We start from the raw sequence: 24,690 nt of genomic DNA, 5'->3' as shown, positions 1-24,690 counted from the left end.
GCGAGCTCAGGTATCGAAATCCAATGCGGCGATGATGGTATTCAGGCGGCCTTGCTCGCCCCCTTCCTGGGACAAGGCCTGGCTGTCATCGTTGGCATCGCGGGCGGATTGTTCGATTCGCTCGATATAGGCCCGGGTACACTCGGCCACCTTGATCTTCAAGGTGTCCAACAAGGGGACAATTTCATCAGGCGATCTCACCCAGGCCTCGATGTACACCCCCTCGTTTTCCTTGATCTTGGGGCTGGTCGGGTGTTTCGAGAGCATGGCATTGAAATCATTGCACCAATCCGGGGGCGCCTGAGGTGATAGTTTGAATATGATGTCGATATAAGGCGCTTTTCTTATGCGCGGCGGGCGGCGCTCATCGATGCCGATAATTTTAATGTCGCTGATACCTTCCACTGTTTCCTCCCGATATTGACAAATGTATGGCGGGCATGCCGGGAAACATCAAACGGTCAGCAGTGAGAGATGCCAAAAATAGAAGGTTTCCACGCTAAAGTTAGCGGCCGACACAGGCTTTTCAACAGGGCGTCGGAGTGATGTCGTGGAGGCGCCCGGTAAGAAGTGCGCGCTAGGTTTAGGCCTATTCCGGCTGAATACGCCGCACCTGAACCTGTTGGTTCGTCGGATAGACCGCCGGCCCGAACTGGGTGTAAACCGCCACATCGGCCGCATCGCGGCCATAGCCCAGTGTCACATAGCCACCTTTGTTATCCACCTGGGTGGCATCGAAGCTATACCAGCGCCCGCCGACGAAGGCCTCGAACCAGGCGTGCAGATCCATGGGGTCTAAGGCGTGGCGATAGCCCACCCCCATGCGCGTCGGGATGCTCAGGCTGCGGCACATGGCGATGGCGATATGGGCCAGGTCACGACATACGCCGGCCTGGCGCATATTCACCTCCACGGCCGATATGGGGATGTCGCTGGTCTCCACCTCGTAGCGGATGTTGTCGCGTACCCAGGTTTCGATGGCCGCCACCTGATCGAATCCCGGCAGTCGTCCGGCCGTGATCTCGGTCGCCATCTGGCCGAAGCGCTCCGACTCGCAGTAACGGCTGGGCAGCAAATACCGCAGCACCGCATCCGGCAGGTTCTGAACCTCGACAAAAGGGGCCCCCGGCGCTTGGTCCACCTGGTCCGCCGTCATGACCTGGGCGGCGGTGTGAATGGAGAAGTGGCCGGGTGGCGCGACCAGGCGCTGACATAAGTTGCCGTAGTCATCGGTAAATTCAAAGACCGGTACACTGGGCGTCAGCTGATACTCTTCGCGTGCTATCCACTGCTGCGCGCCGCTGCGCGGCCGCAGCATGAGCATAAAGGGGGTCGGCACATCGATATCGAAAGATAAATCACAGCTTGTCTCTAACCACATGGTGCCATCCTCGGTGTAAACAGTGCCATCAACCCATCTCCTTTCCAGTCTACACTGATTTGTATGGCGGTCTTGTGAATGCTGATCACTGTCCTCGTCCATCGCTTGTGCCGGGGTGCGGCATGGTGTTACGCGCGGCGGACATGTTGCGCCTCATGGTCAGGGAGGGCCAGGGGTTACGGCTCCTAACGCGTGCAACTTGTCGCCGCCGGCGCCAGCGCTAGGCAAGCCTCAGCGCCTCCAGTGAGGCGATGGCATTGCCTCCGCCAATATCGGGGATGATGATCAATTCCAGCAGGGTCACGGCGGGCGCGTCCAGCGTGTGGTGCTCCGTCTCCCGGGTCGATCCCTGGGGGCTGAAGTTCCATTGCTGCCTGACGATCTCCCGCTGGGTTTTGCCGCCATCGGGGGACAGGCGCAACACATATTCCTGGGTGCGGACCGTCTGTGTCTCCTGAAACAGCAGGCTGACGTGCTGCAGCCGCTGCGGTGGGTCGAAATGCAGCCGGATGGTCTGACGGCCGGGGCGCGCGGCGCGCCAGCCGCCCGCCTCGCCGGGCAGTAAGGCCGCCTCGATGGGGTGGGCCTTATCCTCCGAGGTGATCTCCACCGAGGCCAATTGGGCCAGGTCCAGCCATTGCAAGTTGGGCGGTGTCTCGGCCTGTTCCGTTTCGATCATTCGTTTGCGCATATCGGCGTCCTCTTTTAGAGGTGTGAAAAGGTAGAGGTCTGAAAAGGGTTCAAGCGGATGGCTTGGGGCGCAGCCGCCTCAATCCGGCGCGCCAAAGCGGGCCAAGGCGGTGTCCAACTCATGTTCCAAGTCGTCGTAATCCGACTGTTTGGCGAGCTGCCCCGGTTGGTGCCGGGCGAGTGCCTCGTGTTGCGCCTGTTCCGCCGCAAGCAGCATCTCCTGCAAGCGATGCAATTCGTGACTGTAGGCGTGGCGCAGGTGACTGGGTACCCGTTCCTGTTGTTGCCTTAAGCGCTCGATCTTGGCGCGTAATCCATGGATCCGCTGCGCGCGCTGTTCCATATTTTCATCGTACATGTCTGCTCCTCCGTCGCTGCCGACACCACTCACTGCCATGATCGTATTGCAGCAAGAAGGACTGGCCGGGTCATTGAAAAAACTCAATAAGCCCGAGGCGGCGGTGCATGCGGGGTCTCGGGAGGATCCAGGGGCGGCCCTAAGGGCAGGTCAGGATTCTCTGTTTATTATTCTTGGCAACGCGGGCAATACCAGCCGTTGCGCCCCGATACGGCGATCTGCTTGACCTTGCCTTGACACCCCGGGCAGTTGCCGCCCTTTTTACGGTGGGGCAGCAAAAAGTCGTCGGGCATGTCGTCAGGCGCCACCTTGGCGGCGATGGCAGCGTCGAAGACCTGATGTATCTTTTTATAAAGGGTGTCCAGGTCGCGTGCGTCCAGGTCCTGCACCTTGCGCCGGGGGTGGATGCGGGCCTGGAACAGGATTTCGTCCGCATAGACGTTGCCGATGCCCGCCATGACCTGTTGGTTCATGAGCCAACCCTTGACGCTGCCGCGCCGGCCCTCAGCCAGTCGTTTGAAGTCGGCGAGGCTCGGCGTCAGGGCATCCGGACCCAACTCATGGGCCGCGATGAAGGTCGGTGGGTTGCGCGTGAGTTCGATGCGTCCCAGCTTGCGCGGCGCCACATAGGCCAGCCGCCGACCGTTTTTGAAGTCCAGCAGTAGTTGGGTATGTTCCGGGGTCTGGCGGTCGCCGTCAAAATAGCTTAGCCGACCGGTCATGCCGAAGTGCATCACCAACCAGCCGCCATGATGCAGCTCGATAAACAGATACTTGCCGTGGCGACGGGTGGCGTCGAACTGGTTGTTTTTAAGCGCCCGCCCCAGGCCCTGGGGGGAGGTGCCGGCGAGGATCTGTTCACCCTCCACGTGGGTATGTGCGATCTCCTGGTGCAGGGCCGTGGCATTGAGGTATTGGCGAAAGACTTCCACATCGGCGAGTTCCGGCATAATGATTTCCTTTTGCGTCAGTCGCGCCGCAACAGCCTCTTTAGTTGGTTTAACGGCCGCGTATTGATCACATCATCGGCCGTCAGCCAGCCGCGCCGGGCTTGACCGATGCCAAAGTGCATGAAATCCAGATCGTTGGTGCTGTGCGCGTCGGTGGAGATGGCCACCTTGAGGCCGATCTCCTTGGCCAGCAGACAAGCGTCGTCGGTGAGGTCGAGGCGATCGGGGTGGGCATTGAGCTCGACAAAGCAGCCCCGTTCCTTGGCGCCCTGCATCAGCCTTTCCAGGTCGACGTCATAGGGCTCCCGCTCATTGATCAAGCGGCCGCTGGGATGGCCCAGAATATTGAAATGGGGATTGTCCATGGCCTTTAAGATCCGTTCGGTCTGCTGTGTGCGCGATAGATTGAATTTGTAGTGTACGGAGCAGACAGTGAGATCCAGTTGCGCCAGTACGTCATCGGGCAGGTCCAGCGAACCGTCCTCCATGATGTCCACCTCGATGGACTTGAGCAACTGGATGTCGTCCAGTTGTGCATTCAGTTTGTCGATCTCTTTGATGTGCTTGAGCACGCGCGTCTTATCCAGTCCGTTGGCCACGGTGACGCGGTGGGAGTGCTCCGTGATGGCGAGATATTGATAACCCAGTTGCGCCGCGGCCTCGGCCATCTGCCTCAGGCTGTGGTGGCCGTCCGAGGCCTTGGTATGGGCGTGTAGATCGCCGCATAGCTCGTCTTGGGTAATCAATTGCGGCAGCTTGCCCTTTCGAGCGGCCTCGATCTCGCCACGATTCTCCCGCAACTCCGGCTCGATATAGGGCAGCCCCACCGCCTGATAGACCTCTGCCTCGGTCTTGCCGGCAATGCGTTTGTCGTCCTCAAATACCCCGTATTCGTTGATCTTGTATCCCTGTTTGACCCCCAGCTTGCGCACCGCGATATTGTGGGCCTTGGCGCCGGTGAAATAGTGCAAGGCGGCGCCATAGCTCACCTGCGGCACTACGCGGACGTCCACCTGCAGGCCGCTTTGCAGACGCACCGTGGAGCGGGTCTTGCCCTGGGAGATCACCTCGATGATTTCTTCATAATTGACGAAACGCGTCATTACGGTGGACCCCTTTTTGGCGCTGACCAGAATGTCCAAATCGCCCACCGTCTCCTTGCGGCGCCGATAACTGCCCGCGACGGTGATCTGTTTCACGCCTTGGCTGCGTTTGAGGTACTTGATCAGGGCCGAGGCTACCTCTTGGGCGACCAGGAGTTTGGTGCGTTTTTCGGCGCCGCTGTAGCGCTCCACCCGTTGTTTGATCATCGCCTCGGTCTTTTTCCCGAAGCCTTCCAGTTCGCGAATCTTGCCCTTGTTGGCGGCGCGCTTGAGATCCTCTAGGCTATGGATGTCCAGGTGCTGGTAGAGGATCTTCACCCGTTTGGGTCCCAGACCCTCGATCTTCATCAAATCGCTGAGGGCGGGTGGGGTGCGCGATTCCGCCTCGTTCAACACGGGCAGCTTGCCGGTCTCCACCATGGTCTTGATCTTGTCGGCCAGATCCTTACCGATCTCGGGCAACTTGGAGAGATCTTCCCCGTGCTCGACCATGTCGGCCATGCTCCGGGAATAGCCGCCCACGGTGCGTGCGGCATTGCGATAGGCGCGCACCCGAAACGGATTGGCGTCCTCGATATCGAGCAGATCGGCCAGGCGTTCCAGTGCCGAAGCGATTTCATTATTGTGTATCGCCACCGTGCCTATCCTCGCTTGGACCCGATCGCTATTCCGACCTTACTTCGCCGGTCAGCCAATCCCAGTCCAGTTTGGTCGGGTGTTCCATATAGTCCTCTGCATGCTCCACCACCTGTTGCACATAGCGTTGCTCCAAGACCAGGCGGATGTCGGATGACTCACTGTCTTGCGCGTCCTCGATGGGCATGAATGTGCCGTCCACGAAGCGGGTGGTGAAGCGTCCCTGTTCATGCCCTTCATCATCCACAAGCTTGAAGGTGATGGACTCCTGGGAATAGCGGCGATTGATCAGCGCCAGGACCTGTTTCAGTAGGGCGGATTGACGATGACTAAGCAATACGTCATTGCAGATATTGATATATTGCTTTACCAGGGCTTTGGCGCTCAATTGATCGCCCATGTGTGTTCTCCTATGGCGCTGCAAGTGGATAGCAATACAGTGTTTTCCGATAGGCTGTCATTGAGGAATGTCAAGGCACGGGCCTAGTCGTCTTTGGGTCTGAGCATGGATTGCAGGCGCAGGGCATTCTGGGGGGCGTAGCCCGCTTCGTCGTTATCGAAATAGCAATATATCGATAGGCCCTGCCTGGCCCAGGCGGAGATGGCGCCACTCCAGCCACTCAGGGTCTGATCGTCGTAATTGCCCTGATAGGGGCCGTCCGGCCCGTGCAGGCGAATATAGATGAAATCGGTGGTGATCTCCTTGGGGGAGAGATGGCCGTCCAGCTCGTAGATGCAGAAGGCGCCATCGAAACGGGCCAGCAGTTCGAAGGTCTCATCGTTGATCCAGCTGGGATCGCGGAATTCAAAGGTATAGCGAAAGTCCTGGCTCAGGCACTCGAGAAACTGCTGCAGTCGTTGTTGATTGAACTGCCAATGCGGCGGCAGTTGGAACAGTATGGGGCCCAGCTTGTCGTCCAGGGCCGTGATACGCTCAAAGAATTTCTTGACGCTGGCCTCGGGATCCTTGAGTTTTTTCATATGGGTGATGTAACGACTGGCCTTGGCGCTGAAGACAAAGCCCACCGGTGTGAGCTCGCGCCACTTTTCCAACGTCGCCCGTTTGGGTAAATGATAAAACGAGTTATTGAGTTCGACGCTCTTGAAATGCATCGTATAGTGGTCGAGCATCTGGCTGGCCGGCAGCTCCTCGGGATAGAAGGGGCCCTTCCAATGATCGTAGTTCCACCCCGAGGTGCCGATGTGGAGCTTGCCTTGGGTCATGGGTCTACCAGGGCATGGGCTCGCCGTCATAACGGAAGAAGAGGCCGGTCTGGTCGGGGGTGAAGGCGTCTATGACCTGGCGCAGGCCCCGTACACTCTCCGCCGGGCGAATGCCGTCACTGGGGCCCATACGGGTCTGGACCCCGCCCGGGTGCAATAGCAAGACCCCAATGCCGCGCTCGCGCAGCGCTTCGGCGAACCCGCGCATGGCGGCATTGAGGGCGGCCTTACTGGAACGATAGTAATAACTGCCCGGTATGCTGATATCCTCGATACTGCCCATATGACTGGTCATGACCGTGATCAAACGCATGTCGCTGGCGGCAACATTATCCAGCAGGGCCTCGCTCACACGCACCGCTCCGAGGCTGTTGACCTCCAGTGTGCGTAGCCACAGGTCATAGCGAATAGTGCCCGGCGCGGGCTTGAGGTAGTCGTCTTCCAAATAGACCCCGGCATTGTTATAGAGGATATCCAGGGGGACATCCTCCAGCGCCCAGCCGATGGCCTTGATGTCTTCGGCCACCGTGACATCGAGACGGTGAATGGAGATCTGGCCGTTCTCCTTGGCCAGCCCGTGTAGTTCGTGGGCCTCGGCCGGGTGGCGGCAGGTGGCGTAGACCCGCCAGTCCGCCTGGGCGTATTGGCGAACCAATTCCAGGCCGATGCCGCGATTGCTGCCGGTGATGAGTATATTGGGCATAGATTCCTCCTTAGGTACATTAAAGCCGCCGAGCCTGCTCGCCCGTCAGCCGCCTTCGGTCATGGTGATGAACTCATCTTCGTTGATGAGCGCAACCCCCTCATTTCGTCCGTCCTCGCGCTTGCTGCCCGGGTCGCTGCCCACCACCACGTAATCGGTCTCGCCACTGACACTGGAGGTGGCGCGACCGCCCAGCATCTCCACCTGCTCCTTGGCCTCAGTGCGGCTGTAGTGTTCCAGCGTGCCGGTGAAGACAAAGGTCTTGCCCTTGAGCGGCTGTGCCCGCCGCTGCGGCATGGCTTGCACGTCGATCCCTTCTTTCTGCAGACGCTGCAGGACTTTGCGATTGCGTTGCTCGGCAAAGAAGTGGCTGACTGAGGCGGTGATCTCGGGGCCGATCTCGGGGATGGCTTCGATGGCGGCCTGATCGGCCTGGGTCACCGCCTCCAGGGTGCCGAAATGGGCGGCCAGCTGACGGCCCACGTGGCGGCCCACATGACGGATACCCAAGGCATACAGGAAGCGGTCCAGGCGCGCCTGCTTGGCCCCCTGGATGGCGTCGTAAAGCTGTTTGGCGGATTTCTCGGCGAAGCCTTCCAGGGCCTCCAGGTGCGTCACCTTGAGGCGGTACAAGTCGGCCAGATCATGGACCCGCTCAGCGTCGATGAGTTGCTGGACAGTCTTCTCGCCGAGATGATCGATGTCCATGGCGTCGTTAGCGGCGTAGTGGAGGATATGTCCCGCCAGTTGGGCCTGGCAGGCCAATCCCGCGCTGCAGAGAAAATAGGCCCCCTCGGGCACCACCTCCGTGCCACAGACGGGACAGCGCCGGGGCATGGTGAAGGGCGGGTGGCGCTTCTTCCCAGGCTGTTTGAGGCGCGCTTGGATCTCCGGAATGACATCACCGGCTCGGATAATGCGCACCCGGTCACCGACGCGCACATCCTTGCGCTTGACCTCGTCGGCATTGTGCAGGGTGGCGCGGCTGACCGTGACGCCACCCACGTCCACCGGTTGCAGCAGGGCCACCGGGGTCAGGATACCGGTACGGCCCACGCTCACCGTGATCGCCTCCAAGGTGGTGATTTCGGCGCGCGGTGCGAATTTCCAGGCCAGGGCCCAGCGCGGGTTGCGGTCACGGCTGCCGAGCTGTGCGCGTAAACGGTAATCGTCCAGCTTGACGACGATGCCGTCGATTTCGTAATCCAGGCCATCGCGGCGTTGCGCCAGATCCTCATGATAGCGCTGGATCTGCTTGAGCGAGGAGGCCCGCTGGTTTTCGGGCGAGGTCTTGAGACCATAGCGCTGCAACATATTGATGGCCTGATCATGGGAGGCGGGGCGTTCTGCGGAGCTGGATATGATTTCATACACAAAGATATCCAGCGGTTTGCCTGCCACCTTGCGCGAATCCAATTGACGCATCATTCCAGCCGCGGCGTTGCGCGGGTTGGCGAAGGGTTTGTCGCCGCGTTCGACACGCTGTTTGTTGAGTTCGACAAAGCCATGTCTTGGCATAAAGACCTCACCGCGCACGGCCAGGGTCTGGGGGGCATGTTCGGCGTCTTGAAGAGTGAGGGGAAGGGCGCCGATGGTTCTTAAGTTGTGGGATATGTCTTCGCCCACCTCGCCGTTACCGCGCGTGGCGCCGTAATCGAAGCGACCTTGCCGATAGACGATCTCGACGGAAAAGCCGTCGAATTTGGGCTCGAGATAGAGCTGCGGTTCGTTGTGGTCATCGTCTTTGCCGACAGTCTTCAGAAAAGATTGCACCTGATCCGCTTCGAGCGTTCCCTCCAGACTGAGCACGGGGGCCTGATGCCGAACCTTTTTGAGTTTGCTGACCGGCTCGGCGCCGACTCGGCGCGTGGGGGAGTTCGCCTGTTGTAGATCGGGATAGCTCGCCTCCAGGGCCTGTAGCCGGGCGAACAACTGATCGTAGACCGCGTCGGCGATGGCCGGTTGGTTTTTGACGTAGTACATAGTCGTGATGATTGATTGCCTCGCGCAGGGCATCGGCTTGGTCGGCGGCCTGGCGCTGGGTGAGCGCGTCGATGGGGCGAAAATCGGTGTCTGGATCGTGGATGTAGTCCATGGCATCTATGTTTCTTTAATCCAAAGCCCACACACCGAGCCATCCATGCCCGTATCGCCAGCGCCTTGGCACCCAGTCGGGGGGATAAGCACGCTTGCAGGGAATCGATGCCCGAAACACGCGCCGTTTCGGCAGTCATGGAAACGGCGCGGGCCATCCACAAAGGAGCGGCGCCGGCACCCGCAAGGGCTGGCTCGCCTTCAGCTGGCAAAGGTCATGCATCGCGCCTGGCCATTGGGTGTCTGAATGTCGATATGGTCTGCCTGGCACTCGAAATCGTCATTGTGCCGGCAGCCACTGATCTTGCATGCGCCCACCCCCGCCGTTTGCTTGGTGTTATGGGCATGCCTTGATGAGCTGAAGAAGGTGTCGCACATGGGTTTGTCATCGTCACCGATAGTGACGGCGCGCGCGTGACAGGACTGCTCTACATTGTAGGCACAGCGGCTTTCATCACACGCCCTTACCTCGGGAATTTCCATATTCAAGTTAATCATTTAAGCCCTCCTTAAGGCATCACGTATGCCATGATTTACCGACTTAAAAGCACATTCCACGAACAATTACCATAGCCCAAGGTCCGGACAAGTCAATCAGCCGGGCAGGTCGGGCGATGGTGATCAAGCGGGTCCGTGGACATCATTCGTAGGGCACGATATGCAGGTCGAAGCGATGCTGCTGCAGAGAAAGCGCTTCCGGCGCCTGGGCCTGGTCGCCGCCGTCCTCCTGCGCACGCGGCTTGCGTGGTTCGATGTCCACCACCAGTCGTTGCGGTGGAATATTACGCCCGATCAGTTCACTGCGAATGATGTAGGCCTGATCCATGGCGTGCTTGCGCGTTTGCACTTTGATCTCGCCGGCAGGCACATATTCCTGGATAAAGACTTGGGTACCCGGGTATTGACGCAGAATCTCGCCGATGCGCGTCAACAGCGTGCCGCCTTCGTTGCTGATAACCACGCTGCCGGGCTCGCGAAACAGCGTTTGATCCGGCAACGGCAGGATCACGCTTTCGCCGACGCGGTAGACCTCGCGGTATTGCGTCATGTCATTTGCCAGCTGGTCCATGGCCGGTACATTCGCGTCGGTCGGCGCTTGCATGGTTTGCGTCTGTTGCTGTGTTTGCTGGCCGTCGGCCGCTGCGCTGTCGTTGCTCGCGCCTGGATTGGCGCAGGCATTCAGCTGCAGGGTCAGGCCAAGGGCCAGTGCGCCCGCGCCGGCCCTGAACGGGGTTGGAACAAAATTGCGGTTCATGGTGGCACCTCCTTGGCAATCCCATTGTTATGAGGATGCTGCAAATATTTACGAGGCGCAGGCATTACATCATATTGCCTTTTTTGTGGGCGCGCTTCCATTCCTTATGGCGCTCCTTGATCTCGTCCTTGAAATAGGCGTTGGCCTGGTCCAGTTTCGTGATTTCATGACCCGGCAGCGGGTGCGTGGGTTCATTAATGCGCGGTGCATCGCCAAGCCTCTGTTTGGTAACTCTCAGCTGCAATGGGCTGTCCTGAGGTGTGGCCACCAGGTTCCGGTCAAGCTCAAACACAGACCATGGAATGGGAATCAGATCGTCGCCGATATCCATGAAGCCGCCGAAGGAAAGCACGGCATGAGTAATGCGGCCGGTTCGATTGATGATCAATGTCTCCACTTCGCCGATATCCCGACCCTCGCTGTCCTTGACGTTTTTGCCGATCAGAATATCGACGGTGATCGGCTCGCCCATATGATCGACGGACATCATCATCTTGTGTTCCATGTCCTTGTCTTTGTCAGCATAGGCGAAGGCCGGCAGCAGCAGGACTAGGCTGCATACGGGAATGACAAGATTTTTGAGTTTCATTGTCAGCATATTTCGTTCTCCTTAGTTATTAGACACTAAATAAATGACAGGAACGGACACGATCTTCCGGTCGAAATTCCATCATGCAGTCACTATTGCGCAAACTCGGATAAGCCGCATTGATCAATGTCAATAAGGCCGGGGCGGGGGCGTTCTAGAAATATTGTTCGCTGCTGATATGGCCGTGCTCGCGACGACGATGACGTTTCATGCCGCGTTCGGCCAGCAGTTCTACGGTTTGCTCGATCATGCCGGAATTGCCGCACAGCATCACGTGGCTGTCGGCGGGGCTGATTTTGATGCCGGCGTGTTGTTCCAAATTGCCGTTGAGGATGTTGATGGGAATACGGCCATGCAGGGTGTAGGTAACGTGTTCTCGGCTCACCAGGGGTGTGTAGCTCAGTTGTTCGCCGTGGCGCTGCAGCAGGTGATCGATGCTGTCCTGGTAGGTGAGTTCGCGCGCCTCGCGCACATTATGGCCGAGCACGATCTTGTCGAAACGGCGCCATGGCCCGTCCGTCTTGAGCATGGACAAGAACGGACCGATACCGGTGCCGGTGGCAAGCAGCCAGAGGTGACGCACCTCGGGTATTTCATCCAAGGTCAGGAAGCCGTTGGCAACGGGATTGACCCACAGCGCATCGCCCGGCTCAAGCGCTGCCAAACGCGGCGAAAGTTGACCCTGTTCGACAATGTTGAAGTAGATTTCGTGGGGCCACTCTTCCGGGGAATTGACAAAGGAGTAGGGCCGACCGACAAGGTCGCCGCCCAGTTCCAGCGCCACGCGCAAAAACTGCCCCGCTTTGAAGGGCTGCACATCCGCCTCGAAACGCAGCGAAACCAGCCGCGGCGTCCATAATTTTTTTTCTACCACTCTGCCTTGTATAGGGGTCGCCATTAAATCGCTTTTTCTCCGTATTGCGCGGTTCGGGTATACACCGCGGTGTCTTAATTAAGACATTGAACCCGCTGATGAGTTGCGTATCGTGGGGATGGGCAGCGCCTCGGAACGCTTAGCCCCCGTCGTGTTCCGCCTGTGCGACCTGCTGTTTGACCTTGACGAAGCTGTCGGGGTTGACCGAGATGGAATCGATGCCGGCCGTGACCAGGAAACGGGCAAACTCGGGATGGTCGCTGGGCGCTTGGCCGCATAGCCCGACCTTGCGGTTATGTGCATGCGCGCTGTTGATGACGCTGGTGATCATATCCTTCACCGCCTCGTCCTGTTCGTCGAACAGGTGGCCGAGAAGGTCGGAGTCACGATCCACCCCCAGGGTCAGCTGGGTCAGGTCGTTACTGCCGATGGAAAAACCGTCGAAGCGTTGGGCGAAGTCGGCGGCACGCACCACATTGGACGGGATCTCACACATGACGTAGACCTGCAGGCCCTCTTCGCCGCGCTTTAGGCCGTTTTCCGCCATGACTGCCAATACCCGGTCCGCCTCCTTGGCGGTGCGGCAAAAGGGAATCATGACGATGATATTGTCCAGGCCGATGTCGCGGCGCGCCTTGTTGACGGCGCGGCATTCCAGGGCGAAGCCATCGCGGTATTCCTCGCTGTAGTAACGACTGGCGCCGCGCCAGCCCAGCATGGGATTGGCCTCCCGCGGTTCGAAATTACGCCCGCCGATCAATTCGGCGTATTCGTTGGTCTTGAAATCGCTCATGCGCACGATCACCGGGCGCGGGTGTTGCGAGGCGGCGATGCGGGCGATGCCGTAGGCCAGCGTGTCGATGAAATAACTGGGCCCGTCGGGCCAGTTGCGCGTCAATTCGGCGATGCGCTGGCGCGCCGTGTCGTCCTCGATCCGATCGGGTTGCAATAAGGCAAGGGGATGGATCTTAACGCCATGGTTGATAATGAACTCCATGCGTGCCAGGCCGATGCCGTCGCCCGGCAGACGCCACCAGCGCAGGGCGGCGGCGGGATTGGCGATGTTGAGCATGATCCGGGTGCGGGTCTCGGGAATATCCTCCAGCGATACATCCTCGGTCTCGAAGTCGCTGATACCGGCATAGACAAAGCCGCTGTCGCCCTCGGCACAGGAGACCGTGACTTCTTGGTCGTTTTCCAGCAGCTGCGTGGCATCACCACACCCGACCACCGCCGGCAGGCCCAGCTCGCGGCTGACAATGGCGGCATGGGAGGTGCGGCCGCCATGGTCGGTGACAATAGCGCTGGCGCGTTTCATAATCGGCACCCAATCCGGGTCGGTCATGCCGGTCACCAGTACCGCCTGATCTTCAAACTGGTCGATCTGTGCGGCGGAATCCAGTTTGCACACCTTGCCGGCGGCAATGGCGTCGCCGATGCTCAGTCCGGTCACCAGTTGTTCGCCTTTCGCCTTGAGACTATACGTTTTCAGCACGCCGGCCTGCTTCTGCGACTGCACCGTTTCCGGCCGCGCCTGGAGGATGAATAGTTCACCGCTGTCGCCGTCTTTGGCCCACTCCATGTCCATGGGCCGGTCATAGTGTTTCTCGATGATGAGCGCCCAGCGCGCCAGGGTGAGAATGTCCTCATCGCTGAGCACGAAGGCGTCGCGTTCCTCAGCGCTGCAGTCCACCAGCTGAGTCGGCTCGTCATCGGCATCGCTATAGACCATCTTGCGCGCCTTATTGCCGGCCCGTTTTTCCAGAATAGGCGTACGCTCGTGGTCTTCCAGCATGGGTTTGAACAGCAGGTATTCGTCCGGATCCACCAGCCCTTGGACCACAGTCTCGCCCAGGCCCCAGGCGGCGTTGATCAGCACCGCGCGCGGAAAGCCGGTTTCAGTATCGATGGAAAACATCACCCCGGCCGCACCATTGCCGGCCCGCACCATTGTTTGGACACCCACCGACAGCGCCACCTTCATGTGATCGAAACCGTGATTTTCACGATAACTGATGGCCCGATCGGTGAACAGCGAGGCGTAACAGCGGCGACAGGCATCGAGCAGGGCGGCGGCACCGCGAATATTGAGAAAACTCTCCTGCTGGCCGGCGAAGCTGGCCTCGGGCAGGTCTTCGGCCGTCGCGCTGCTGCGCACCGCCACAGCGGGTTGTTCGCGGCCGCTGCGCTCGGCCAGTCGCTCATAGGCGCCGACAATGGCCTCCTTAAAGTCATCGGGAAATGCCGCGTCCAGGATCATGTGGCGGATCGCCTCGCCGGTTTCATGCAGCGCCTGTTCTTCATTGCGTAACGATCGCAGTTGCGCGGCGATCTTGTCGTCCAGACCGGTGGCGGCAAGATGGTCACGATACGCCTGAGCGGTCGTGGCAAAGCCGTCGGGTACGAGAATGCCCGCCGCTTCGAGGTGCTGAATCATTTCGCCCAAGGAGGCGTTTTTGCCGCCGACCTTGGCGACATCGCTCGACCCCAGTTCGGACAGGGGAATGGCGTAGACAGGTTGATGCGTCATGGTTGATTCCTGATTTATTAATCTACGGATAAGCCGATGGAAAAGCAGCAGTTCCGGCCATTTCAACGCCAAATATAATGTGTGATTTATACGCCCTGAATTCGTTAGCACGTCTGCATATACACATTTACAAATCTAAGATGACACGTTCACTCTGTCATTGCGGATTATCAATCTGAACCATGACAAATATTTTTTTCATAATCATCCTGTTAACTAAGGTGATGAGTTTGGCACCGTGCAATGGGGGGTTGGCTGTGCTACCGTTAGTACAGCTGTGAATGCAGTGTCGCGTTGCAACAATGTGACTCGTAATGGCGCTCACATCATTCCACACGAGTCAGACAAACTACAAGCGGGCAGTCCTAATACCAGCACCTGATTTTGCTGTCGCCATATCGACCGCGGGGGCGAGGAATCTGTAAATTTTTTTGCAAATTCACCCACAGACCAGGAGGTGTAGCATGCTGAAGGGAAATGAGTTTTTCGCAGACAATGGAAGCGGAGAATTTGTCGCTCGTACTGCGCAAAACGGTAAGACTGAGGACGGCCTGCAATTGACGGATGCCGCCATCGCGCGCCTGTTTTCAGCGCGGCCGGCGCATTATGCAGCCAAGGCAATGATCTATAACGAAGGCGGTACCGTAGACACGGTCTATGTGGTGCGCCGCGGCATGGTCAAGCTGATCAGCCATCTGCCCAATGGCAGGGCCAGGATCGTGCGCGTGCATTCCACCGGTTCATGGTTGGGGCTGGGCGGCTTGCTGGGTCAGCCCTATGAACACACCGCGATCGCGGTTGACGATGTGGAGGTCTATCGCATTCCCGCCAATGAGTTGTTGCGTGTCAAAGAGGAAAACCCCCATCTGTATTGCCGTCTGATCGAACATTGGTTCGATTACCTGCAAGAGGCCGACCTTTGGATCGCCGAGCTTTCCACCGGTGCGATTAAGGCGCGTGTCGCGCGGCTGGTGAACTTTCTTTCCGAGATAGAAAATCAGTTGCCGTCCAACGAAGTCAGGTTGTTGACCTGTGAAGAGATGGCCGACATACTCGGCGCGACCCCGGAAAGCGTCAGTCGCGTATTGGCAGAGTTCAAGCGCAACAAGCTCTTGTCCCCCTGTCCGACCACAAACCCTCCGTACAATACGCATGATTGTTATCAGCGCGATGAATCGGCGCTCAATTTTATCGCCCAGCACTGAAAATATCGGCGCCGCCAGCGCCCCGTCGATTCACACGCCCGCGCTCTGGCCCAAGCAGGCCTATTGCTGTTTGGGCCAGCTGCGCGGCCCCCGCCGAGTTTGCGCGAATTTGTCGATGGCGCGACGGTTGACATCGGCGGTAAGTGCCAGCGTGCGGTTGTACAGCATACGTATGTCGCGCAACACGTGTTCCAACTCATGGGCGTTCACGTGAGCGCAGCGCGTCTTTGCCCGCGTCAGTGTTCGCTCGGCTTGGGCGAGCAGCTCACGTGTTTCTTTCATTGCTTGCATCACGTTTTCTGATTCTTTCGGCATGGTTATGTTGTCTCCAGTCGGTTTTTCGGCTCAGGCGCCGAGGGCATGTGGTCGATCAGCTTGGGCGGGTCGTCGGCAGGCTGCCTTCGACAATAAGAATATCCTTCAGTAAATGCCGTGTGCTTGGGGCGGGAACGGCGACAAATGCTGTCATGTCACCAGAACCGCCCGCGGCGATGCATTCCGACGCCAAACCTTCTTTGAGCATTTTCGGCGTTGTCTGTGCGCGAATGGATTCGGTGTGCGCACGGGCATCCGGAGTGTCAGGTAAAAATATCGGTGAACCGCCCGGTTGAACCCCGCGCTCGGCAAGTCCATCGACGTCTGTCGCGGGGTCATCGATGTGCTGGACAAATCCACCGGGCTTGGCCTTGGCATCGTGGCTGGTTGACTGGTAATGCAGCAGTACACTAATGGCTTCAGAGGTAGAGGTGTCATTGGCCAAGTTGATCACCATGCGGGGACCGGCACGGTAGGCCGCGATCATCGCGCCTGGGTCAATGGGGCTGTGGCCTCTGTCGAGGATGGTTTGATTGTCCGTCAGAAAACCGGTCTGGACCATAATGCATCTCCTTGCGCTTGCCCGGGAGATCATTTTTTTATTGGTTTTGTTGCTCGGGTGACGGCACGTGTCGGGAATTCAACCTTGAAATTATCATAGCGCGCCACAGCGCTAAGAGGCATTGCGAATTATCAATTTTTCAGTGGTAAAAACCAGGATAAAGCGACGCAGGTGCGATTGATGTTTGTCAATGTTTTGCAATGATCAGTCGTTATCATGGTTGACTCATCGCCGCTCCATCACGCCCTTTGGAGTGGCTAGGGCTCGGCGCCGGGATCCCCAACCCGGCCGAGCTTTTGTCCGGCATTCCTACCCTCCCTTCCTTAGGAATGCCGGTTTTTTTATGTCCATATGAATCTCAGCCCTGCTGTTCAGGCGCCATCGATCCGCCGTGTGTTTGATCTGTGCCGTTGCGATTCATGACGTATAGCGTTTGGGTCGGATAGGCGAATTCTATGGACTCTTCTTCAAAACGTTTGTGAATGTGCAGATTAATGGCCTGTTGGATATCCATGTAGAGATTGTAATCAGGGCCTTTGACATAATAGACAGTCTCGAAGTTAAGCGAGAAGTTGCCGTATTCCTTGAAATGTGAACGATCGAAGCGGACATTCTCCTGAGCCTCCACGGCCTGGCGCAGGATGGACGGAATCTTTTCCAGCTGTTCACGTGGGGTTTGGTAGGTGACGCCGATCGGAAAGGCGACTCGGCGTTCAAACATGCGCCCGTAATTGCGCAAGCGGCTGCTGAGTAGATCCGAGTTGGAAAATACCAATTGTTCACCCGAGAGGCTGCGAATGCGCGTGGTCTTCAGACCGACGTTCTCCACACTGCCGAGAAAATCATCGACGATGAGAAAGTCGCCTACCGTAAAGGGTTTGTCCAACACGATGGAAAGGGCCGCCAGCAGGTCGCCGAGTATGTTTTGCACCGCCAGCGCGACCGCGATACCGCCTACGCCAAGACCGGCGATGAGGGCGGTGACATTAATACCTAGATTATCCAGGGCCAGCAGCAGGACCACCGACCACAGCAGCAATTTTCCGACAAAGCCGATAGCACTGATTGTAGTCACACTGGCCGGGTTTTCATCCAGTTGCTTCTTGCGATAGCGGTCAAGGGTTTGGGTTAATACCACCGAGGCCCACAGACCCGTCTGAATAAACAGAGCGATGACGCTAATGTTGCTGAGGATGATGTCGGCGCGGTCAGGCAGTTCGACGAATTGCGCACCCAGATAGAGGCTGACAATAAATAGAAATAATCCCTTGGTGTGTTTTAGGGCTTCTGTAAAGTCATCGTCCAGAAAGGTTTTGGTCTTAGTGGCAAGCTTGGATAGCCGCGATATAAGGAGCTTTTTGATTATTCCTAACAAGACAATCGCGGTCAGGGTGGCCGTCAGCGCGATCAGCCAGTCCATAAGACTATTCTGCCAAAATGTGATATCCATAATGGCGAAGAGTGACCAATCGCCCCATTCCTCAGGATTCTGCATAGGTCTATTATCCTAGTAGCGAAACTATTTGAATCGTTGGCTGGCGTTCTTGATGGCCAGGCTCAGATCATCCCAGGCCCGTTCCATGCCGTCCGTGATTTCTTCCCAGGCGTCTTCACTTGCGTCGCGCAGCGCTTCAAGTTGCTGACGGGCGCTCTTCTGTTTTTCGCGCAGTGACTCGAGTTGTTCGTAATACGCCAATTTTTGTTCCGCCTCGGCCCGGGCGGCGCGCGCCTCCAGCTCAGCGAGCTTAGCGTCCCACTCTTTTAAGCGGGCGTCCATTTTGTCTTGATATGCCTGTTTCTTGTCCATCTCGGCCTCCTGTGTGCTGTGTTTAATCATTGTACCAGGCGATCCAAATTCAGATGATGATAGAGACACACTATATTTCGCCAGCACGAGTGGTCGGTCATTGATGTTTATCAAGTCGTTGGCGCCGGCCGATTGCAATCCACCGGCCATAGTGTCGACGCAATGTCCGGCCATTGATGAATCTCAATGCAATAGGCCATGACACAGGCAATCATGAATCTTCACGCCGGGTGTGGCCCCGCGTGCTTGGTAAACCCGGGGGTCGGCCCGACATCATAAGGTTGGCACATGTTCAAGCGATTTATTCTCATGCTCATCGCCGTGGCCTTGGTGTTCGGCGCCGTCTTCGGCTGGAAGTATTACCGCTCGCAGCAGACGGCGGCGGGCTCGAGCGAGTCGGCGCCGCCCGCTACCGTGGCGGCTGCGCGCGTGCAGCAGGAAACCTGGCAGCCTTCTCTGTTTGCCGTAGGCAGTTTGGTGGCGGATCAAGGCCTGGATGTCTCCAGCGAGGTGGCCGGCCAGGTGCGCGCCATCGAATTCAAATCCGGTCAAATGGTCAAAGCGGGCAAACTCCTGGTGCAGTTGGATGACAGTGTCGACCAGGCCCGTCTGGAGGGCCTACAGGCGGAGGAGCGCCTGGCGGAGTTGGAATTCGAACGCGCCGAAGACCTGCTGCGCGACAACACCGTGCCCCAGTCCACCTATGATCAGGCCCAGTCCCGCTTGCGTAACGCCCGGGCGCAAATCGCCTCTACCCGCGCGCTGTTGGCCAAGAAGGCCATCAAGGCGCCCTTCAGCGGACAGCTGGGGGTACGGCAGGTGAATCTGGGCGAGTACTTGGCGCCGGGCGCCCCCATCGTCACCTTGCAATCGCTGGATCCGGTGCATGTGGACTTTTCCTTGCCCGAGCGTCATCTCGCCAAGCTCGATGAAGGTGACGAGGTGGAATTGACGGTGCAGGCCTTTGGCGCGCAACGCTTCAAGGGTGCGGTGACGGCCATCAGCCCCAAGGTGGAGACGGAGACGCGCAATGTTAAACTGCGTGCCACCCTGGACAATCCCAAGCAACGGTTGCGTCCCGGCATGTTTGCCGAGGTCAAGCTGATGTTGCCTGCGCGCGAGGACGTGCTGACGTTGCAGCACACCGCCGTTACCTATAACCCCTATGGCGATTCCGTATTCCTCATCCAGGAGCGGGAGGGCGATCGGGTGGTGCAACGGCGCCAGGTGCAGACCGGTGCGGTGCGCGACGGCCGGGTGGAGATCAAAAGCGGTCTCAAGGCCGGCGACCGGGTGGTGCTCGCCGGTCAGGTCAAGCTGCGTAACGGTCAGTCGGTCAACATCGATAACTCCGTGGCGCTGGATGAGCAGGTGAGCGCGCCGTGAGATTTACCGACGTCTTCATTCGTCGGCCGGTGCTGGCGAGTGTCATCAGCCTGTTGATCCTGTTGCTGGGGCTGCGCTCTCTGGCGGTGCTGGAAGTGCGCGAATACCCGCAGACGCGCAACACCGTGGTGAGCGTGACCACCCTGTTTCCGGGCGCCAGCAGCGAGCTGGTCAAGGGCTTTGTCACCACGCCTTTGCAGCAGGCCATCGCCGAGGCCGAGGGCATCGACTATCTGACGGCTAGCAGCACCCAGGGGCGCTCGCTGATCGAGGCCCACATGGAGTTGAACTACGATCCCAGCGCCGCGGTGGCCGAGATCCAGGCCAAGGTCGCCAGTCAGCGCAACGTCCTGCCCGCCGAGGCCGAGGACCCGACCATCGACTCCACCACCGGCGACGCCACGGCGCTCATGTATCTGGCCTTCTTTAGCGGCGAGATGTCGTCCTCGCAGATCACCGATTACATGCTGCGCGTGGTGCAGCCCAAGCTGCAGGCCGTGCCCGGGGTGGCCAAGGCAGAGCTGATCGGCAACCAGCAATTCGCCATGCGCATCTGGCTCGACCCGCGCCGCATGGCCGCCCTGGACGTGACGCCCCAAGACGTGCAGCGCGTGCTGCGCGCCAACAACTATCTGGCCGCCGTGGGGCAGACCAAGGGGGCCTACGTCTCCATCGATCTGGGCGTGACCACCGACGTGGGCGACGTGCAGGGCTTTCGCAAGCTGGTGGTGGGCAATCAGGGCGGTACCTTGGTGCGCATCGACGACATCGCCGAGACGGAGATGGGCGCCGAGAACTACGACTCCGCCAGTTGGTACAAGGGTAAGCCCGCCATCTTTGTCGGTATCCAGCAGACCCCGGGGTCCAATCCCTTGTCGGTGGCCCAGCGCGTGCGCCAGCAGCTGCCCGAGATCCGCAGCCAGCTGCCGCAGGGCTTGCAAGTCGTCGTACCCTATGACGCCAGTCTCTACATCGAGGATTCCATCAGGGAGATCTTCACTACCCTGTTGGAAGCGGTGGGTATCGTGTTGTTCGTCATCGTGTTGTCCCTGGGGTCGCTGCGTGCCGCCTTGGTGCCCATCGTGGTGGTGCCCCTGTCACTGATCGGGGCCGGCTTTCTGATGTTGCTGCTGGGCTATTCGGTCAACCTGCTCACGCTCTTGGCCATGGTGCTGGCCATCGGTCTGGTGGTGGACGACGCGATCGTGGTGGTGGAGAACATCTACCGCCACATCCAGCAGGGTGAGCAGCCCTTCAAGGCGGCGCTGGCAGGGGCGCGCGAACTGGCCCTGCCCATCATCGCCATGACCACCACACTGGTGGCGGTGTACGCGCCCATCGGCTTTATGGGCGGGCTGGTGGGCGCCCTGTTCACCGAATTCGCCTTTACCCTGGCGGGGGCGGTGTTGGTCTCGGGTGTGATCGCCCTGACCTTGTCGCCCATGCTGTCCTCCAAGGTGCTGCGTCGCGAGGAACAACCGGGGCGTTTCAAGCGCGGCGTGGATGCCGTGTTCGAGGCTGTCGCCGGCGCTTATCGAAAAATGCTGCACGGCTCCCTGGACTACCTGCCGGTGAGCGGCACCTTCGCCGCCATCGTGTTGGTGAGTATCTATTTCATGTTCGTCACTACGCCCAACGAACTGGCGCCCACCGAGGACCAGAGCATTCTGTTCTTCCAGGCCACGGCGCCCCAGACCGCCACTATTGATTACAGTCGCGCCTACTCGCGCCAGATCGTCGACAGCTTCGAACGCATCCCCGAATACGACGAAAGCTTTTTACTATTGGGACAGGGCGGCGATCCCACCACCGTGTTCGGCGGCTTCAAGATGCCGCCGCCGTCCGAGCGGCAGCGCTCGCAGATGGACATCCGCCCCGAATTGCAGCAGAAAATGAACTCCATCGCCGGCATGCAGATCGCCGTATTTTCCCGCCCCAGCTTGCCCGGCACCTCGGGCGGGCCGCCGGTGCAGTTCATACTCACCAGCGACGCCGATTACCAGACCCTGGACGAGCTGGCCGGACGTCTCATCGGCGCCGCCATGCAAAGCGGCCAGTTTCAGTTTCTGCAGAAGAGCCCCGAATTCACCCGCCCCAAGACCACGCTGCAAGTGGACCGCGACCGGGCCGGCGACCTGGGTATCAGCATGGCCGATATCGGCCAGGGCCTGGCGGCCATGGTGGGCGGAAGCTATGTCAATCGTTTCAATCTGCAGGGGCGGGCCTACAAGGTCATTCCACAGGTGGCGCGTGACTATCGTCTCGACAGTGACATGCTGAGCGATTATTACCTGCGGTCCGGTTCCGGCGAGCTGGTGCCCATGGCTTCCCTGGTAAGTTTTACTGAATCCGTGCAGCCCAGCGCGCGCACCCAGTTCCAGCAGCTCAACTCAGTGACCATCCAGGGTGCCGTCGCGCCTGGGATTACCCTGGGCGAGGGATTGCAATATCTACAGCAGAAGGGCAGCGAATTGTTTCCTGCCAACATCGGCTTCGATTACGCCGGTACTTCGCGTCAGTTCACCCAGGAGGGCAGCGCCCTGGTGGTGACCTTCTTTCTGTCCATCCTGGTGATTTATCTGGTGCTGGCGGCCCAGTTCGAAAGCTGGCGCGATCCCTTCATCATCCTGGTGTCGGTGCCCATGTCCATCGCCGGCGCGCTGATCTTTCTCACCCTCGGTTTCGCGACCATCAACATCTACACCCAGGTGGGGCTGATCACCCTTATCGGTTTGATCGCCAAGAACGGCATTTTGATAGTCGAATTCGCCAATCAACTGCAGTTACGCGAAGGTATGAGCAAGCGTGAAGCGGTGGAGGAGGCCGCGACGATTCGGCTGCGGCCCATCATCATGACCACGGTGGCCATGCTGGTGGCCATGATCCCCTTGCTCAGCGCCAGCGGCCCGGGGGCGGTAAGCCGCTTCCACATCGGGCTAGTGATCGCCAGCGGGCTGGGCATCGGCACCTTGTTCACCCTGTTCGTGGTGCCGGCCATGTACCTGCTGTTGGCCCGCGACCGGGCGCAGGACGAGACCGCGGCCGAGCAGGCCGAGGCCTGAACTTTTCACCAACACACATAAAGGAGATAGACAATGGCACATGTAGCGATGCTGGTCGGCGACGGGTTTGAAGACTCGGAATTTCAAGTGCCCTTCCAGACTCTGCGTGACGCGGGTGATGAAGTCGTGGTGCTGGGCCGGGAGGCCGGTGCCCTGATTCATGGCAAGACCCAAAACAGCGCGGTGGAAATCGACCGTGCCGTCGCCGATGCCGACCCGGACGAGTTCGATGCCCTGGTCATCCCCGGCGGCCACGGCCCCGATAATCTACGCACCGACGCCAAGGCGGTTGAATTCACGCGCCGTTTCGTCCAGAGCGGCAAACCCGTGGCGGCGATTTGCCACGGCCCACAGTTGCTCATAGAGGCGGGCGTGGTGAAGGGTCAGATCCTGACGTCCTGGCCTTCGGTGCGCACCGACCTGGAAAACGCCGGTGCCCGCTGGGTGGATGAGCCCTTGGTGGAAGACGACAATCTGATTACCTCGCGCAAGCCTGACGACTTGGATGATTTTTGCGAAGCGCTGTTGAAACGCCTGCACGATTAAAGCGTACGCCATGGGATTAGCTGTGCTTGAAGACCTCAACCGCTCAACGGAAGGAGGGCGCGATGAAAACCCGTAACGTGGTGGTGATCGGCGGTGGCTTCGCCGGCACGGCGGTAATGCGGCGCTTGGCGAAACGGCTGCCACCGGGTTGGCGGGCGCTATTGATCAGTGAAGAGAACTACATGATCTACACGCCGCTGCTGCCGGAGGTGGTGGGCGGCTCCATGCTGCCCGGCCATTCGGTGGCGCCGCTGCGGCAGATTGTCGACAAACGCGACTATTTGTACGGCCGGGTGCATCACATCGATATGGACAAACGGATTGTGCACTATGGCGAGAACGGCGGGCATGAGTTGCCCTATGCCCACGTGGTCTTGGCCTGCGGCACGCGTGCCAAGCTCGACCTGGTGCCAGGCATGGCGGAATACGGCATGCCCTTGAAGACCCTGGGTGACGCCCTGTATCTGCGCAACCGAATGATCGAGCGGTTGGAACAGGCGGAACAGACCGAGGATGCACAGCTGCGTCGCCAACTTTTGTGTTTCTATATCGTTGGCGGCGGCTCCAGCGGCGTCGAGGTGGCCGGCGCCATGAGCGATTTTTTCAGTGCCGCCTGTCGCCAGTATTCGCGCGTCGAGGCGCAGGACGTGGACGTGGTGCTGTTGGAAAGCGGTGAGCGTTTGGTGCCGGAGTTTCCGCCTTCGCTGGGCGAGTTCGCATTGCGGGCCATGCGGCACAGCGGTGTCAAAGTGCGTTTCCATGCACGCATCAGCGCGGTCAACGAACACGGATGTGAAGACAATCAGGGCCGGCGCTATGACAGTCGCAACGTGGTCTGCACCATCGGGACCCGTCCCGTTCCCTTGATCGAACAGCTTGATCTACCGAAACAAAAAGGGCGCCTGAGCACCGACGCGGATATGTCGGTCAGCGGTTTCGCCGACATCTGGGCGGTGGGCGACTGCGCCTTGATCAGCAATCGTGCCAGCCGCGAGCCGAGTCCGCCCACCGCCCAGTTCGCGGTGCGCCAGGGGCAACAGCTGGCCGACAATATCGTCCGTCGTATCAAAGGGCGGTCGACACAGGCCTTCAGCTATACCTCGCGCGGCGAACTCGCCTCGGTGGGGCATCATCGCGCCATCGCCCGGGTCTTCGGGCTCAAACTGTCGGGGTTTCCCGCCTGGTTGCTGTGGCGCGCGTTTTATTTGTTTAAGATGCCTACCCTGCTGCGCAAGTTGCAGGTCTATTTCGAATGGAACGTAGGCATGATTTTCCCCCAGGATGTGACTCAGCTGCACTACCAGCGCACTCAGTCGCAAGATCCGCCTGCCGCTGAGAGGACGGCACGGCAATAGCCGTTGTGGCACGTACTAACGCGTATTCATTAGTTCCGCACCATATGTGAGTCTCATGGCGGTAT

The 24,690-nt window shown here is 59.1% G+C and carries 24 protein-coding genes; 5 read left to right on the top strand and 19 right to left on the bottom strand.

Annotated features, from left to right (window positions below; genetic code table 11):
- Nucleotides 1-6: 6 nt before the first annotated feature.
- The 15 genes from Tel_12565 to Tel_12495 all read right to left on the bottom strand — a co-directional run bounded on the left by Tel_12565 (nucleotide 7) and on the right by Tel_12495 (nucleotide 14,387).
- Complete coding sequence (locus tag Tel_12565) at nucleotides 7-405, bottom strand: hypothetical protein (GenBank protein ALP53899.1); 399 nt, start codon at nucleotides 403-405, stop codon at nucleotides 7-9.
- 184 nt (nucleotides 406-589) lie between these two features.
- Nucleotides 590-1,381 carry a cysteine protease gene (locus tag Tel_12560; protein ID ALP53898.1) on the bottom strand — a complete coding sequence of 264 codons (792 nt, stop codon included), beginning with the start codon at nucleotides 1,379-1,381 and terminating at the stop codon, nucleotides 590-592.
- A gap of 220 nt (nucleotides 1,382-1,601) precedes the next feature.
- The gene (locus Tel_12555; protein ID ALP53897.1) at nucleotides 1,602-2,072 is read right to left on the bottom strand and encodes a carbohydrate-binding protein; all 471 of its coding nucleotides are present in this window, start codon (nucleotides 2,070-2,072) and stop codon (nucleotides 1,602-1,604) included.
- 78 nt (nucleotides 2,073-2,150) lie between these two features.
- Nucleotides 2,151-2,429, bottom strand: a complete 279-nt coding sequence (locus Tel_12550; GenBank protein ID ALP53896.1) for a hypothetical protein — start codon at nucleotides 2,427-2,429, stop codon at nucleotides 2,151-2,153.
- Nucleotides 2,430-2,596: 167 nt separating this feature from the next.
- The gene (locus Tel_12545; protein ALP53895.1) at nucleotides 2,597-3,379 is read right to left on the bottom strand and encodes a hypothetical protein; all 783 of its coding nucleotides are present in this window, start codon (nucleotides 3,377-3,379) and stop codon (nucleotides 2,597-2,599) included.
- Nucleotides 3,380-3,396: 17 nt separating this feature from the next.
- On the bottom strand, nucleotides 3,397-5,118 hold the full coding sequence (locus Tel_12540) for a DNA polymerase III (protein ALP53894.1): 1,722 nt from the start codon (nucleotides 5,116-5,118) through the stop codon (nucleotides 3,397-3,399).
- A 28-nt stretch (nucleotides 5,119-5,146) separates the two neighbouring features.
- Complete coding sequence (locus Tel_12535) at nucleotides 5,147-5,518, bottom strand: hypothetical protein (protein ID ALP53893.1); 372 nt, start codon at nucleotides 5,516-5,518, stop codon at nucleotides 5,147-5,149.
- Between the two features lie 83 nt (nucleotides 5,519-5,601).
- On the bottom strand, nucleotides 5,602-6,342 hold the full coding sequence (locus tag Tel_12530; protein ID ALP53892.1) for a hypothetical protein: 741 nt from the start codon (nucleotides 6,340-6,342) through the stop codon (nucleotides 5,602-5,604).
- Nucleotides 6,343-6,346: 4 nt separating this feature from the next.
- Nucleotides 6,347-7,045, bottom strand: a complete 699-nt coding sequence (locus Tel_12525; GenBank protein ID ALP53891.1) for a short-chain dehydrogenase — start codon at nucleotides 7,043-7,045, stop codon at nucleotides 6,347-6,349.
- Nucleotides 7,046-7,090: 45 nt separating this feature from the next.
- On the bottom strand, nucleotides 7,091-9,028 hold the full coding sequence (locus Tel_12520) for a hypothetical protein (protein ALP53890.1): 1,938 nt from the start codon (nucleotides 9,026-9,028) through the stop codon (nucleotides 7,091-7,093).
- A gap of 312 nt (nucleotides 9,029-9,340) precedes the next feature.
- Nucleotides 9,341-9,628: a hypothetical protein gene (locus Tel_12515; protein ID ALP54864.1), complete on the bottom strand. Its 288-nt coding sequence runs from the start codon at nucleotides 9,626-9,628 to the stop codon at nucleotides 9,341-9,343.
- Between the two features lie 151 nt (nucleotides 9,629-9,779).
- A complete protein-coding gene (locus Tel_12510; protein ALP53889.1) occupies nucleotides 9,780-10,394 on the bottom strand; it encodes a hypothetical protein in 615 nt (204 codons plus the stop codon).
- Nucleotides 10,395-10,458: 64 nt separating this feature from the next.
- Nucleotides 10,459-10,983 carry a hypothetical protein gene (locus Tel_12505; GenBank protein ID ALP53888.1) on the bottom strand — a complete coding sequence of 175 codons (525 nt, stop codon included), beginning with the start codon at nucleotides 10,981-10,983 and terminating at the stop codon, nucleotides 10,459-10,461.
- 154 nt (nucleotides 10,984-11,137) lie between these two features.
- Nucleotides 11,138-11,881, bottom strand: a complete 744-nt coding sequence (locus Tel_12500; protein ALP53887.1) for a ferredoxin--NADP reductase — start codon at nucleotides 11,879-11,881, stop codon at nucleotides 11,138-11,140.
- Nucleotides 11,882-11,996: 115 nt separating this feature from the next.
- Entirely contained in the window at nucleotides 11,997-14,387 is a 2,391-nt protein-coding gene (locus Tel_12495; GenBank protein ALP53886.1) for a phosphoenolpyruvate synthase, read from the bottom strand.
- A 464-nt stretch (nucleotides 14,388-14,851) separates the two neighbouring features.
- Between Tel_12495 and Tel_12490 the strand changes: the two genes are divergently transcribed.
- Nucleotides 14,852-15,592 (top strand): hypothetical protein, encoded by a 741-nt coding sequence (locus Tel_12490; protein ALP53885.1) that lies wholly within the window; start codon nucleotides 14,852-14,854, stop codon nucleotides 15,590-15,592.
- Nucleotides 15,593-15,652: 60 nt separating this feature from the next.
- On the opposite strand, the gene Tel_12485 is transcribed toward Tel_12490, so the two are convergent.
- The 4 genes from Tel_12485 to Tel_12470 form a co-directional block, all read right to left on the bottom strand.
- The gene (locus Tel_12485) at nucleotides 15,653-15,874 is read right to left on the bottom strand and encodes a hypothetical protein (GenBank protein ID ALP53884.1); all 222 of its coding nucleotides are present in this window, start codon (nucleotides 15,872-15,874) and stop codon (nucleotides 15,653-15,655) included.
- Nucleotides 15,875-15,962: 88 nt separating this feature from the next.
- Nucleotides 15,963-16,469, bottom strand: coding sequence for a hypothetical protein (locus tag Tel_12480; protein ID ALP53883.1), 507 nt, complete (start codon nucleotides 16,467-16,469; stop codon nucleotides 15,963-15,965).
- A 358-nt stretch (nucleotides 16,470-16,827) separates the two neighbouring features.
- On the bottom strand, nucleotides 16,828-17,919 hold the full coding sequence (locus Tel_12475; protein ALP54863.1) for a mechanosensitive ion channel protein MscS: 1,092 nt from the start codon (nucleotides 17,917-17,919) through the stop codon (nucleotides 16,828-16,830).
- A 69-nt stretch (nucleotides 17,920-17,988) separates the two neighbouring features.
- The gene (locus Tel_12470) at nucleotides 17,989-18,276 is read right to left on the bottom strand and encodes a hypothetical protein (GenBank protein ALP54862.1); all 288 of its coding nucleotides are present in this window, start codon (nucleotides 18,274-18,276) and stop codon (nucleotides 17,989-17,991) included.
- A 288-nt stretch (nucleotides 18,277-18,564) separates the two neighbouring features.
- On the opposite strand from Tel_12470, the gene Tel_12465 reads away from it, so the two are divergent.
- The 4 genes from Tel_12465 to Tel_12450 all read left to right on the top strand — a co-directional run bounded on the left by Tel_12465 (nucleotide 18,565) and on the right by Tel_12450 (nucleotide 24,625).
- Nucleotides 18,565-19,662: a hemolysin D gene (locus Tel_12465; protein ID ALP53882.1), complete on the top strand. Its 1,098-nt coding sequence runs from the start codon at nucleotides 18,565-18,567 to the stop codon at nucleotides 19,660-19,662.
- The gene (locus Tel_12460; GenBank protein ALP53881.1) at nucleotides 19,659-22,724 is read left to right on the top strand and encodes an acriflavine resistance protein B; all 3,066 of its coding nucleotides are present in this window, start codon (nucleotides 19,659-19,661) and stop codon (nucleotides 22,722-22,724) included. Before Tel_12465 ends, Tel_12460 begins: the two co-directional genes overlap by 4 nt.
- A gap of 33 nt (nucleotides 22,725-22,757) precedes the next feature.
- On the top strand, nucleotides 22,758-23,270 hold the full coding sequence (locus tag Tel_12455; protein ID ALP53880.1) for a general stress protein: 513 nt from the start codon (nucleotides 22,758-22,760) through the stop codon (nucleotides 23,268-23,270).
- 62 nt (nucleotides 23,271-23,332) lie between these two features.
- Complete coding sequence (locus Tel_12450; protein ID ALP53879.1) at nucleotides 23,333-24,625, top strand: hypothetical protein; 1,293 nt, start codon at nucleotides 23,333-23,335, stop codon at nucleotides 24,623-24,625.
- The last annotated feature ends 65 nt before the right edge of the window (nucleotides 24,626-24,690 follow it).

Origin of the sequence: Candidatus Tenderia electrophaga (assembly GCA_001447805.1) — a bacterium.
GTDB lineage: Bacteria > Pseudomonadota > Gammaproteobacteria > Tenderiales > Tenderiaceae > Tenderia > Tenderia electrophaga.
This window is presented reverse-complemented; position numbering and strand designations above follow the sequence as displayed.